Raw genomic sequence first — 12,628 nt, 5'->3', positions numbered from 1 at the left:
AAGATAGAGCAGGCAGCAGTAGCTGACACCGGGCCGCCTGGGCTGATGGATGGCAGCAAAGGTAACGGATACCAACCCGTAAGCCCGCTTCTGCCACTGCGGCGGGCTTAGGCTTTGCGGCGCAGGCACATGAACAGCTCCTTGCCCTGCCGCGGCTTGAGGGAATTATAGGCCGTGTCGAAATGCACAAAGTCGAAGTAGGGCTCGAAATAGGCGCGGTATTCTTCGCGGGTACCGCCGAAAGGAGGCTCCGACGACGGGCCAAAGTCAGTTTCGAAGAGCAACCCGACCAATTTGCCGCCCGGGCGCAGCAGGTTGGCACACTGCTGGGCGTAGGCGGAGCGCAGGGTCGGGTCGAGGGCGCAGAAAAAGGTCTGCTCCACCAGCAGGTCGTACGGCGGCTGGGCAGGCAGCGCAAAGAAATCCTGCAGCAACAGGTGCGCGGCCGGAAACCCGGGCACCCGCTGCTGCAGCGCCGCCAGGGCCTCGGGCGCGAGGTCGGCCACATGGACCTGAGAAAAACCCAATTCGTGCAGATATTCCGCCTCGTAGGCCCGGCCGGCTCCGGGAATCAGGATGCGCCGGGCATCAGCCGCGCCCATCTGGTCGAAATAATTGCGCAGAGGGGGCGTTATGGAGCCGGTATCCCAGCCGGTGCGGCCCGTGTTGTAGCGGCTGCTCCAGTAAGTTTCGTCGAATACAGTATCGGGTTTCATGCGCTTCTCGTACATTTCCTGTGGTCGTCAGCGGTTCGCCAAAACCAGTTTTGTTTTAAATTTTCGTTTGTTTGTGTGTAAAGGTAACGCACGCACCGGCTCGCCGGTCTTCATTTAACCCCGCTCGTAATGGAACAAAATCCTAGCCCAGAACCCCGGAACAACAGCCGTATTCTGCTCATTGTCGCCCTTTTTCTGGTGTTGCTCGGTATCAATGGCGTATTGTACTGGATGAACCGGCAGAAGAATGCCGAAAACCAGCAGCTCACCACGCAGGTACAGGAAAAGGATGACCTGCTGAAAACCCAAATCACCGAATACGAGAAGCTTAAGGCTGATTTTGAGCGCCAGAGCCAGGAAGTGCAGGCCATGGGTCTGTCCAACGATTCGCTCGAAGCCAAGATTGCCTCCATCAATGCCGACCTGCTGAAGCTGCGCTCCTTCAAGGCGGGCAGCTTCTCCATCAAAGAGCAGCAGCGCTTCAAGCAGCGCGCTCAGAACTTCGAGGCTCAGCTGCGCAAGAAAGACGACGAAATTGCGCAGCTAAAGGCCGACAACGAGGCGCTCTACACCGAAACCACTACGCTTAAGGAGCGCCAGAACCGCCTTTCTGACACCATCACGACCATTGCCCGCTCCAACCAGGAGCTAAGCGAGAAGGTGGCCGTGGCCTCACGCCTGCAGGCCGAAAACATTCGGGTGGGCGTTGTGAACTCGCGCAACAAAGAGAAAGACGACGACGACAACGAGTTTAAAGCCAAGCGGGTCGAGAAGATCAAAATCACCTTCAACCTGGCCCGCAACGACGTGTCGCCGAAGGAAACCAAGCAGATTATGCTGCGCCTGATTGAGCCCGACGGGGCGGCGCTCTACAACCTGAGCACCGGCGGCGGCACGTTCATGATTGACGGCTCGGAGGCTTTCTACACGGCCAAGCAGGACATCGTGTATGACAACACGCGCCAGCCCGTGCAATTTCTCTACGCCAAAGGGGCCGCCTACAAAACCGGCCTGCACACCATCGAGCTCTACGAAGGTGGTGTGATGATTGGCAAAACTACTTTCACGCTGAAATAAGCCGGTTTAGCTCTTCGTTATAGCGCACACAAAAAAGCCCCGGCTGCAGTAGCCGGGGCTTTTTTGTGTGCGCTATAAGCGCTGCTAGGTCAGCGAAGCTTCGTACTCATCCAGCTTTTTGAGGGTCGCCTTCACGTTTTCGGCGAACAGCACTACCACCGAGCCGGGCTGGGCCGTGGCCAGCACATGGTTGATGGCGTCCATTTCGTCCTCGATATAGGTGATGGGCAGGTCGGGGGCATCGAGCCGCAGGCCACGCTCCATGATTTCCTTGAGCTGCTCCTTGGTTTTGCCGCGCAGGTCACGGTCCTGACGCAAGACGACCTCATCGAAAATCCGGCCGGCAATGCGGGCGAAGCTAAGCGTGTCTTCGTCGCGCCGGTCGCCGAGACCCGAGACTACGCCGACTTTGCGCGTGGCTTCGGTGGCGTTCAGGAACTCGGCGAATTTCTCGATGCCGTGCGTGTTGTGGGCGTAGTCCACAATCACCTCGAACTGCGGAAACTTGTAGACGTTCATGCGGCCTGGCGTTTTGGCCGCCGAAGGCACGAACGTGCGGAGCGCCTGCTTGATGTCGTCTTTGTCGAAACCGTAGCAGTAGCAGGCCAGCGCGGCCGCCAGCGAGTTTTCGATGTTGAAGGTAGCGCGGCCCCCAAACGTAATCGGGAATTCGGCGGCCCGGTCGATGCGCAGCTTGTAGCTGTTTTTGTAGATGGAGATGTAGCCTTCCTCGTACACGGCTGCCAGCCCGCCGTTTTCGGCGTGCTCCCGGATGCGGGGACTGTGCTCGTCCATGCTGAAGAGGGCTACCCGGCAATCCAGCTTTTCGCGCATGGCATACACCAGGTCATCGTCGGCGTTGAGCACGGCCCAGCCGTTTTTGCGCACCGTGCGGGGCAGTACACCCTTCACGGCGGCCATTTCCTCCACAGTATAGATGTCGCGCATGCCCAGGTGGTCGGCGGCTACGTTGGTCACGATAGCCACGTCGCAGGTATGGAAACCCAGGCCGGAGCGCAGCATACCACCGCGGGCCGTTTCCAGCACCGCGAAATTCACCGTGGGGTCTTTCAGCACAAACTCCGCGCTCTGTCCGCCGGTACAGTCGCCGCTTTGGAGCTGCACACCCTGGATGTAGATGCCGCTGGTAGTTGTGTGGCCTACTTTGTAGCCTTTGGAAGCTACAATATGCGACAACAAACTGGTGGTGGTGGTTTTGCCGTTGGTACCCGTGACGGCGAAAATCGGAATCCGGGCATTGCTGCCGCGCGGAAACAGCATGTCTACTACCGGAGCCGCCACGTTGCGGGGTAGGCCTTCGGTGGGCGAAATGTGCATCCGGAAGCCGGGGGCAGCATTCACCTCAATCACCGCGCCCCGCGTTTCGTTCAGCGGAATGGCAATGTCGGAGGTCAGCAGGTCGATACCGCAGATGTCGAGGCCCACGATGCCGGCTACCCGCTCGGCCATCAGCACGTTGTAGGGGTGCACCAGGTCCGTAACGTCGGTGGCGGTGCCGCCGGTGCTGATATTAGCCGTGCTTTTCAGATACAGCTCCTGCCCGGCCGGCAGTACACTTTCCAGCGTAAGCCCTTGCTTCTGCAGCAAATCCTGCGTGTGCTGGTCGGCTTTGATGCTGGTAAGCACCTTCTCGTGGCCCACACCGCGGCGCGGGTCTTCATTAACCTTATCAATCAGCTGCTGAATGGTGCTCGTACCGTTGCCGGTAACGGCGGCCGGTGTGCGCTTGGCGGCCGCAATCAGCTTGCCGCTTACCACCAGCATCCGGTAGTCGTCGCCTTCGATAAACTGCTCTACGATAACCGCGCGTGAATACTTCTGCGCGGCGTGCAGGCCTTCCACGGCGTCTTCCCAGTTCATGATGCGGATGGTAGCGCCTTTGCCGTGGTTGCCGTCGAGCGGCTTGGTCACGATGGGGAAGCCCAGCTCTTCGATGGCGTCGCGCAGGCCGTCTTCAGAATAGACGGTGGTGCCGTTGGGCACCGGCACGCCGGCATCCTTGAGCATGGCTTTGGTGCGGTTTTTATTGCCGGCCACCTCCACCCCGGCGTGCGAGGTGTAGCTGGTGGTGGTGGCCCAGATGCGCTTCTGGTTAACGCCGTAGCCGAGCTGAATGATGCTGCTGTTCTTGAGCTGGATGTAGGGAATGTTGCGGGAAGCCGCCTCCGTCACGATGCTCCACGTGCTGGGACCGAAAAACTCGTCTTCCCGAATCTGGTGCAACTCGTCTATTATCGGCTTCACGTTCACGGAACGGCCGTGGCACAGGTCGTCCACGAGCTGCACGGCGGCTTCGGCAGCCATGCGGCCGGCCCGCTCCTCCTGGTAGCTGAACACCACAAACTCCACGCCTTCCTGATGCGCCGGATACGACTTGCCCCAGTACACGGGCATGCCGGCCATGCGCTGCAACGCCAGCGCTACGTGCTGAATAACGTGGCCCAGCGGCTCACCGTCGGCTAGTTGTTCCTGATTGAGGGGCGGGTTTTTCAGCACCGATTTTTCCGATTCCATAGGTGCCGGCTGGCCTAGCTCGGGGAGCAGTATCGGGAGCTGCTCGGCCAGCAGCGGCACCGCATTCGACCAGGCTTCGGCCATATCCTGCATATCTACTTTCAGTACAATCAGCTTATAGTGCTTGACAGACCAATAGCTGGGGCCGCGCATCGTGCGGAGGTCAATAATCTTCATACAGGGAAAGGGGGTGGAGACTGAGTAGAGCGGATTGTACGCTGAAGTTAAATGTAGGGATTTGAGCCTGTAAAGCCAGCGCGGGCTTCTTTCAGCACCGGACAGCCGCGGCTTTTCACTTGCCTCACAATGTCAGCATCTTGCCGTTGCCAACCTACTGCAGTACTACCTGCACAACCGATAAAAAATCTATCATAATCCTCCTGTTGTGGCCGAAACGCGGCTCTTCCGGCCCGGCAGGTACAGTTCTGCCAGCGGCACTCAGGGCTACTACGCACCAGTTTGCCGGAAGCTAACGGCAGGAATTCAGCGGCTCGCTTAGCGCAATTGCCAGACCATTCCCATGCCCATCCCGCCGCCTGGACCCGGCACCCAGGTCGGCGTGAACGTCATGCCTTCCGGCAGGCGCGGCTTGCGGCCCCAGCGGTTGCGGTGCGTCAGGTAGCCCACGTGCGCCGACAGAATCCCGATGCCGGCTCCCGCTACCACGTCGCTTTGCCAGTGCTTGTTGTTGATCATGCGCAGGGCGGCCACACTGGTTGCAATGGTATAGGCTCCTACCCCATACCACTGGCTTTTGTCGCGAAACTCGTTGTGCACGATGCTGGCCGCCAAAAATGCCTGGGCCGTATGCCCCGATGGAAACGACAGGTTATCGGAGCCGTCGGGGCGGGGTTCGCGCGTGAGGTTTTTTATAGCGAAAACCGTCGAGAGCATAAATATTTCGCTCTTCAGCACTACCAGGCCAATATTGATCCGGTCGTTGCGCGTTTCCACGCCGGCCAGCGCCACCGCGCCCAACTCCAGGTAGGGCGCAATCAGCAGAATATCGTCGGCGCGGGTACGAAACGTGGGAAACAGCTTATGAATGTCGCGGTTGGCCTCCTGATTGGTGTAGAAGCCGCCGCCATTGAAAGTATACGCCCCGTAGCCGATCAGCACGGCCGGCACGATGGTGGCTTTCACCACCTTGCTTTTGTACCAGGGCTGCTTTTGCGGTGCCGGTACGCCCGCTGGATTCTCAAACTTATGCGTTGTGTCGGCCGGTGCCGGCGTGTCCTGGGCGTAGCCTTGGGTAAGTGGCGCCACGGCCATAGTCATGGCAAGTACCCATCCGTATAGCGTTACTTTCATCAGCCGTGGTTCCTGAAATAAGTCTGTAGAATGCACCCCTTCGGATGCCCGGCCACTCAGCCCGGGAAGGCGTGTACGCAGAATCCGAGCGGAATATCTAAGCGGCAGCTCCTTTTTTCGGTGAGGATTTACGCAAAGCAAAAGGCCCGCCGCAAGCACAGAGCTTATGGCGGGCCTTCAGGCAGAAGAGGTGACGAGCGGATTCGAACCGCTGTAGGAGGTTTTGCAGACCTCTACCTAGCCACTCGGTCACGTCACCAGTGGTTTTGAGGATGCAAACATACAGCTTAATCTGACTTCTGCCAATGGCGGAGGCGAGGTTTTCGCGTCCCGGCGGGTAAGTGGCTGGCAGCGTGCGGAAAATTTTGCACGCGCAGTCCCTGCTCACTGGCGCTTGCTGCCCAATGGGCACAAAAAAGGCCCCGACTTACGCCGGGGCCTCTCTTTACTGCAACGAGTGCTAAAGCTTAGGCTTTTTCTTCGTCTTTCTTGTCGGTGTCGTCGCTCGACAGGGCGTTTTTCACCGTGTCAACCACGTCGCCAGCTACTTCCGACACTTTGTCGATAGCGGCCGAAGCAGCGCTGGTTACAGCAGCTACGATACCACCTTCGGCAGGAGCTTCTTCAGCGGCCGGAGCGGCTTTGCCAGCCAGCTTCTGCTCGCCAGCCTGACGCTCGTTGCCCATCATCTTGTCGCGCAGAGCCGACAGAGCGTCTAGGTCACCGAGGGTCGACTTCTCAGCCGTTGCGGGCTTCTTCAGGTCGCTCAGCTTGCCTTCGCCCTGCGTGGAAGCAGCGCCACCGGCCGGCTTCTTCTTCGTGAACTTCGAAGCGCGGCTGTCTTCTTCAGCCTGCTGGTTGTACACGGCGCTGTGCGACAGCACGATGCGACGGTCTTCCTTCGAGAATTCAACTACGCGGAAGTCCAGCGCTTCACCGTTTTCAGCCTGCGAGCCATCTTCTTTGGCCAGCGACTTGGGGTAAGCGAAGCCTTCGATGCCGTATGGCAGCTCGAGCACCGCACCACGGTCGGTTTTCTCCGTGATGGTAGCCTTGTGCACCGAGCCGGGGGTGAATACCGTCTGGAACGTATCCCAGGGGTTTTCTTCCAGCTGCTTGTGGCCCAGGGCCAGACGACGGTTGGCAACGTCGAGTTCGAGAACTACCACGTCCAAACGGTCGCCCACCTTCACCACTTCCGAAGGATGCTTGATCTTCTTGGTCCACGACAGGTCCGAAACGTGTACGAGGCCGTCCACACCTTCTTCCAGCTCTACGAACAGGCCGAAGTTGGTCAGGTTGCGCACCAGACCGTTGTGGTTGGTACCTACTGCGTACTTCGTACCGAAGTCGCCGCGGGTCCATGGGTCTTCGCTCAGTTGCTTGATGCCGAGGCTCATCTTGCGGTCTTCGCGGTCGAGGGTCAGGATCTGAGCCTCTACTACGTCGCCCTGCTTGATGAAGTCCTGCGGGTTACGCAGGTGCTGGCTCCAGCTCATTTCTGAAACGTGGATCAGGCCTTCTACGCCGGGGATGATTTCCATGAACGCGCCGTAGTCGGCAACATTCACGATCCGGCCTTTCACTTTCGAGCCTACGCCCATGTCGGCGCCCAGCGAATCCCATGGGTGGGGAGTCAGCTGCTTCAGGCCGAGGCTGATACGCTTCTTGGCTTCGTCGAAGTCCAGAACCACGATGTTCAGCTTCTGGTCGAGCTGGAGTACTTCGCTCGGGTGAGCGATGCGGCCCCACGAAATGTCCGTGATGTGCAGCAGACCGTCTACACCGCCAAGGTCGATGAACACACCGAAGTTGGTCATGTTCTTGATAACGCCCTCCAGGATCTGGCCTTTCTCCAGGTTGTTGAGGATGGCTTCGCGCTGCTTCTCGAGGTCTTTCTCGATCAGAACTTTGTGTGAAACTACCACGTTGTCGAAAGCGGCGTTGATTTTCACCACTTTCACTTCCATGCGACGACCCACATAGATGTCGAAGTCACGGATAGGCTTCACGTCGATCTGCGAGCCGGGCAGGAAGGCTTCTACGCCGTCCAGGTCCATGATCAGGCCGCCTTTGGTGCGGCGCTTTACTACACCTTCCAGAACGGTATCGTTCTCCAGAGCGTCGTAAATAGCTTTCCAGGCCTGCTTAATCTTGGCCTTCTTACGGCTCAGGATGAGCTGGCCGTTAGCATCTTCCTGGTCCTCGATGAACACCTCTACCTCGTCACCAACTTTGAGGTCGGTCAGGTCGCGGAATTCGGAGAGGGGCACCAGACCATCGGATTTGAAGCCGATGTTCAGGATTACATCACGGTCGGTGATACCAACCACGGTGCCTTTGATTACTTCTTCCTCCTGGACAGTGGTCAGCGTTTCGCTGTACATCTGCTCCATTTCGGCGCGCTGCTCAGCGGTATAGTTACCACCGAAGCTGTTGGCTCCGACATTGTCCCAGTCGAAGTTGTCTACTACTTCTGCCATGTTGTATTGCAGTGGCCCTCGTATACACGTCCGGCGCAGGGCCCGCCTCCGGAACGCGTTTTTGTTTGATACACAGCCCCGAAGCGCCGGCCTCGCCACCCTGGCGGGGCCGCAAAGATACGGAGTTTGGGGAGATTTATTAGCTTTGAACTGACTCACTCTAAATTCCACTTTTTGCAAGGCAAATAACTATATGTATTCTATCGAATATAAAATGAGATGCCGCAACTGCGGTGAAGGAAAGCAATTTCCTCAAGTTTCGTACTACTACGATACGTTAGACTCAATAACGAGTAACATGAGTGAGTTTAGTCAGGCTGAAGATCTGGCTTCTTCTTTATTAGAATCAGACATAACATGTGATTGGTGTCATATTGCTTTATGGGATGTATATTCAATTAAAATCAATGACGTTCCTGTTATGCGCTACGCAGATGACTTATTTTATTACAGAGTTAATATTGATAAAGATGAGAATGAAGATATTTCTTTCGAGGAAGAATATAGTAAAGATCTACACAGTAATGCACGTCACAATGCGTTGAATAAACTTTATCAGTTTGTAAGCAGGATTGATGAAAACAGATTTGGAAGTAATGAATTAGAGTTTGGTGGCGACGCGGAACTGGTAGTTTCTTTCAAAAAAACTGATAATGATTTTGTATTACATAGAATTGAAATACTATGCTTTACTGGATTCGACAAGAATGACTTAGTAGACACAATTGCATATACAAATAATAACTTATATGAACCAGAACTCCCAAGAATTTACATTTAGCGCATTTTCAAAATACAATAGATATTATTAAGTGTACCTTGAAATACAATAATAATCGACAATAAAAAAGGCCTCACTGCAACGTGAGGCCTTTTCAACATAAGGATGGTTTTCTACGCCCGCCCCAATTCGCGCAGGTGGGCTACGTGGGAGGCTACGGCATAGCGCATCTTGGGGTACTCGTTGTACTCGACGCCGAACTCCTGGCAGGCCTGCCGGATGATTTTGTTCAGGGCCGGATAGTGCACGTGCGAGATGGTGGGGAACAAGTGGTGCTCCACCTGGAAGTTGAGGCCGCCTACCAGCCAGCTAATGACTTTGCTGTCGGTGGCGAAGTTGGCGGTGGTTTTGATCTGGTGGATGGCCCACTCGTCTTCCAGCTTGTTGGTGATTTCATCGGGCATCGGGAAGGCCGTGTGCTCTACGGTATGCGCCAGCTGGAACACGATGCTCATCGTGAGGCCTACCACTGTCGTGAACACCATGAAGCCAACCAGCCAGGCCACGAAGCCGGTAGTGTAGATAGGCAGGCCCACGAACAGGAACAGGTGCAGTGCCTTGAAGCCCCAGAATACGCCCTGGTCGGTGGCCGTCATTTTCTTGATGGGCATCTCCCCTACCTTGCCTTTGAAATACTTCTGGTAGTCCATGAAGAACACCCAGGCAATGAACAGCAGCGCGTAGAAGAACCAAAAATACAGGTGCTGAAACCGATGAAAACGGTGGCGCGGCTGCGTGGAGCTCAGGCGAAGCCAAGGCTGCGCGTCCAAGTCGTCGTCGATACCATCTACGTTGGTGTACATGTGATGGATCAGGTTGTGCTTCACGTTCCACATAAAGCTGCTGCCGCCCAGCACGTTCAGCGTGAACGACGCAAACTGATTGACCCAACGCTTTTTGCTGAACGAGCCGTGGGCACCGTCGTGCATCACGTTGAAGCCGATGGCCGAGCCGACGAAGCCCAGCAGGGCGCATTCGGCCAGGGCCAGCCAGGTAGGCGGCGTCAGGAACACGAGGTGCACGTACACGGCCACGAAGGCAACCGTCAGGATGATGGCCTTCACGAACAGGCTGGTGTCGCCGGTGGTAGCCTTGCCGGCTTCCTGAAAGTAAGCGTTGGTGCGGCGCTTCAGCTCCTGGTGAAAAGAGCGCGAGGCCGCGAATTTGGGTGCGTGCATGAAAAACGGTTAAGGGAAATTCGAGTAAATATACTGCTTCTAAAGGCAGCCCAATGGCAATTAGTGCCATACGCCTTGATTATGTACAAGAGGCGCCGCCACAGACATGCAGCCAAACGAGACGAATAAACGCCGCTCCCGGCACCTGCTGCGGGATGGGGCGCCCATTGTACGTCAGCTCAGGGCCGCGTCACTTCTCCCCCGCCCGGTATTGGCAGGCCAGGCTTCAGCAACGGCCGCAGCTCCGACAGCGGCACAAACAAGCGGATTTCGCCCTGCGCATAGGAGGCTATTTCGTAGGGAGTATACACGAAGGTGGCGCCGCCGGTGGTCAGGAACACGTTGCGGGTGGCCGGCAACTGCTTCACAAACAGCACTTGGTCGAGTGGGGTGCTGGGTGCCAGCCGGAAGGTGCGGCGGGCCGCCTGATCAAGCAGGGCAACGAGCTGCGTTTTGGTGCCGGCCCGGAATATGTCGTCGTAGCGGAGGCGGCGGCCGGTGCGGGTATCGAAAGTGGCGACGATGGTGCCGTAGTTGCCGTGGGCCCCGCCGGTGTAGCTGTAGTTGTAGTACCCGATGCTGAGCAGCGGCGCCTGGTTCCAGAGCACGTGCATGAGCTGCTGCTCATCGTAGCGCAGCCCGATGCCAAACTCCGGCGAGGTTGTGTCGCCGGGCGCGGGCTTGCTGGCGGCGGCGTCCTGCCGGTAGTCGGTAAGGTAGCGCTGCTGCTGCTGGCGCCACATTTCCTCCAGCGGCAGCACGGGCTTCGTGCCGAGGGTATCGTCGTTGAGGCCGCGCAGCAGATTGTCGCGCAAGGTGGCCTGCGCCGTGGCCGATGCGCCGCCCGTGGGCAGCACAGCCAGCAGGCGCCGGTGGGCATAGGGCGTGCGGGCCACGTCGGGGAAAGCCGCCACCGAATCGATGAAGTAGCGAGAAGCCAGCCGGAGACTGCCGGCCGGCTGCACCATGCGCAGCCGCACAGGCCGGCCGCCCACAGTTCCCAGCAGCTCATTGCCGTGCAGCTTCAGCTGCCACTTGATGCTGTTGGCATAATCGGGGCCGGCGTGCTCGGGCGTGCTGTCAACCAGGTTGATGCTGTCGGGCGAGGAGCTGACTTCGCTGTACAGCTCAAAGGTATGGCCATCAGAACCGGCGTAGGAGGCCACCAGCCCCGTCGATTCGCTGTCGGAGGCGTTGCTGGGCCAGGCCTGCAGCTGCAGCGTGATGCTGTCGGAGGTGCCGGGCAGCACACCCCGGTACTGGCGGTACCACGTGCCCGGCGAGTCGGTGAGGTGGGCGGCGGACTGGGTAGTGGCCGGCTGCTGGCCGGTGGTCTGGGCCGCGGTGCCGGAATCAGAGTTGGACTGGCAGGCAGTCAGCAGGCCGCTGCACAGCAGAGCGGCGGCACCGACGGGCCCCAGCCGCAGAAAAGGTAAGAAGCTCATGCCCCAAAGAAAGGGAATTTGCTGCGTCGTACAGGATATTGTGCTTCCTGTGCCATCACCAGCCAGCCGACGTAAAGCTCAGCTGTTCGATTCCATACTTCTACTAATTTTTCCCAGATGAGCTACATCAAAGCCGGCCAGGACGCCAACGGCCAAGACATCAAACTGCACTATACCGACCAGGGCCAGGGCGCGCCGGTCGTGCTCATTCATGGCTGGCCCCAGAGCCACGAGGCTTGGACCTACCAGTTGGGCGAGTTGCCGAAGCACGGCCTGCGCGTGGTGGCCTACACCCGGCGCGGATTCGGCAATTCGTCGAAACCGTTTGAAGGCTACGACTACGACACACTGGCCGACGACCTGAAAGCGGTGCTCGACACGCTGGATCTGCAAAACGTGACGCTGGTAGGCTTCTCGATGGGCGGCGGCGAAGTGGCCCGCTACATGAGCCGCCACGGCGGAGCCCGCGTGGCCAAGGTAGTGTTCGTGTCGGCCGTAACGCCCTATCTACTCAAAACCGACGACAACCCTGACGGCGTGGACAAGTCGACGTTCGACGACATCCAGAAAAACATTGCCAAAGACCGGTTCGATTTCCTGCAGACTTTCGGCAAGCAATTCTACGGCGAAGGCCCGCTCAGCAACCCCGTCAGCAAGGGAGTGCTCGACTGGTCGTTCGGTATGGCGTCGCTGGGCTCGCACCAGGCTACGGTAGCGTGCGGCCACGCTTTTGCCGAAACCGACTTCCGCCGCGACCTGGAAGGCATTCAGGTGCCGGCCCTCGTGATTCATGGAGAAGACGATAAGACGGTGCCCATCAAGAACAGCGGCGACCGGATGAGCCAGCACCTGCAGCACGCCACCTACATCACCTACGACGGCGCCCCGCACGGCCTCTTCATCACCGAAAAGGACAAACTCAACCGTGACCTGATTGAGTTTGCCACTGGCGGCACCGTACGCAGCGGCGAGAACAGCTAGCCTGATTCTGTTCTTTTAGCGCACCAAAAAGCCTCCTCTGCTGGCAGAGGAGGCTTTTTGGTGCGTCAGATGGGTGGTACTACCCTGCAGACAGGCCGTAAAAAAGCCGGTAAGCAGTAGC

Annotated in this window: 9 protein-coding genes and 1 tRNA gene; 3 read left to right on the top strand and 7 right to left on the bottom strand. The window is 58.0% G+C overall.

All coding sequences use genetic code 11. The features are described 5' to 3' along the window. Positions 1-107: 107 nt before the first annotated feature. A complete protein-coding gene (locus BUE15_RS09170) occupies positions 108-716 on the bottom strand; it encodes a methyltransferase domain-containing protein (RefSeq protein WP_073283785.1) in 609 nt (202 codons plus the stop codon). A gap of 129 nt (positions 717-845) precedes the next feature. Here BUE15_RS09170 and BUE15_RS09165 point away from each other — a divergent pair, with 129 nt between their 5' ends. Beyond that, entirely contained in the window at positions 846-1,793 is a 948-nt protein-coding gene (locus BUE15_RS09165) for a hypothetical protein (protein ID WP_073283557.1), read from the top strand. Between the two features lie 84 nt (positions 1,794-1,877). Here the strand turns inward: BUE15_RS09165 and cphA are convergent, their stop codons facing one another. From cphA to rpsA, 4 genes are all read right to left on the bottom strand, one after another. After that, positions 1,878-4,505, bottom strand: a complete 2,628-nt coding sequence (gene cphA, locus BUE15_RS09160; protein ID WP_073283554.1) for a cyanophycin synthetase — start codon at positions 4,503-4,505, stop codon at positions 1,878-1,880. Between the two features lie 318 nt (positions 4,506-4,823). Beyond that, the gene (locus BUE15_RS09155) at positions 4,824-5,639 is read right to left on the bottom strand and encodes a phosphatase PAP2 family protein (protein WP_084548936.1); all 816 of its coding nucleotides are present in this window, start codon (positions 5,637-5,639) and stop codon (positions 4,824-4,826) included. A 188-nt stretch (positions 5,640-5,827) separates the two neighbouring features. After that, positions 5,828-5,898: transfer RNA gene (locus tag BUE15_RS09150), tRNA-Cys, on the bottom strand. 208 nt (positions 5,899-6,106) lie between these two features. Further along, positions 6,107-8,122 (bottom strand): 30S ribosomal protein S1, encoded by a 2,016-nt coding sequence (rpsA, locus tag BUE15_RS09145; protein WP_244535924.1) that lies wholly within the window; start codon positions 8,120-8,122, stop codon positions 6,107-6,109. Positions 8,123-8,315: 193 nt separating this feature from the next. On the opposite strand from rpsA, the gene BUE15_RS21515 reads away from it, so the two are divergent. Further along, the gene (locus tag BUE15_RS21515; protein ID WP_139252193.1) at positions 8,316-8,903 is read left to right on the top strand and encodes a hypothetical protein; all 588 of its coding nucleotides are present in this window, start codon (positions 8,316-8,318) and stop codon (positions 8,901-8,903) included. A 113-nt stretch (positions 8,904-9,016) separates the two neighbouring features. Here the strand turns inward: BUE15_RS21515 and BUE15_RS09135 are convergent, their stop codons facing one another. Then, positions 9,017-10,081, bottom strand: a complete 1,065-nt coding sequence (locus tag BUE15_RS09135; protein ID WP_073283546.1) for a fatty acid desaturase family protein — start codon at positions 10,079-10,081, stop codon at positions 9,017-9,019. Positions 10,082-10,260: 179 nt separating this feature from the next. Beyond that, complete coding sequence (locus BUE15_RS09130; protein ID WP_073283543.1) at positions 10,261-11,526, bottom strand: DUF3298 and DUF4163 domain-containing protein; 1,266 nt, start codon at positions 11,524-11,526, stop codon at positions 10,261-10,263. Between the two features lie 117 nt (positions 11,527-11,643). Between BUE15_RS09130 and BUE15_RS09125 the strand changes: the two genes are divergently transcribed. Beyond that, complete coding sequence (locus tag BUE15_RS09125; protein ID WP_073283540.1) at positions 11,644-12,507, top strand: alpha/beta fold hydrolase; 864 nt, start codon at positions 11,644-11,646, stop codon at positions 12,505-12,507. Positions 12,508-12,628 lie beyond the last annotated feature (121 nt).

This window comes from Hymenobacter psychrotolerans DSM 18569 (genome assembly GCF_900142395.1).
GTDB lineage: Bacteria > Bacteroidota > Bacteroidia > Cytophagales > Hymenobacteraceae > Hymenobacter > Hymenobacter psychrotolerans.
This window is presented reverse-complemented; position numbering and strand designations above follow the sequence as displayed.

Coding starts and splice junctions, on each gene's coding strand:
- BUE15_RS09170 (WP_073283785.1), bottom strand. CDS start 716: ATGAAACCCGATACTGTATTCGACGAAACTTACTGGAGCAGCCGCTAC.
- BUE15_RS21515 (WP_139252193.1), top strand. CDS start 8,316: ATGTATTCTATCGAATATAAAATGAGATGCCGCAACTGCGGTGAAGGA.
- rpsA (WP_244535924.1), bottom strand. CDS start 8,122: ATGGCAGAAGTAGTAGACAACTTCGACTGGGACAATGTCGGAGCCAAC.
- BUE15_RS09130 (WP_073283543.1), bottom strand. CDS start 11,526: ATGAGCTTCTTACCTTTTCTGCGGCTGGGGCCCGTCGGTGCCGCCGCT.
- BUE15_RS09165 (WP_073283557.1), top strand. CDS start 846: ATGGAACAAAATCCTAGCCCAGAACCCCGGAACAACAGCCGTATTCTG.
- cphA (WP_073283554.1), bottom strand. CDS start 4,505: ATGAAGATTATTGACCTCCGCACGATGCGCGGCCCCAGCTATTGGTCT.
- BUE15_RS09135 (WP_073283546.1), bottom strand. CDS start 10,081: ATGCACGCACCCAAATTCGCGGCCTCGCGCTCTTTTCACCAGGAGCTG.
- BUE15_RS09125 (WP_073283540.1), top strand. CDS start 11,644: ATGAGCTACATCAAAGCCGGCCAGGACGCCAACGGCCAAGACATCAAA.
- BUE15_RS09155 (WP_084548936.1), bottom strand. CDS start 5,639: ATGAAAGTAACGCTATACGGATGGGTACTTGCCATGACTATGGCCGTG.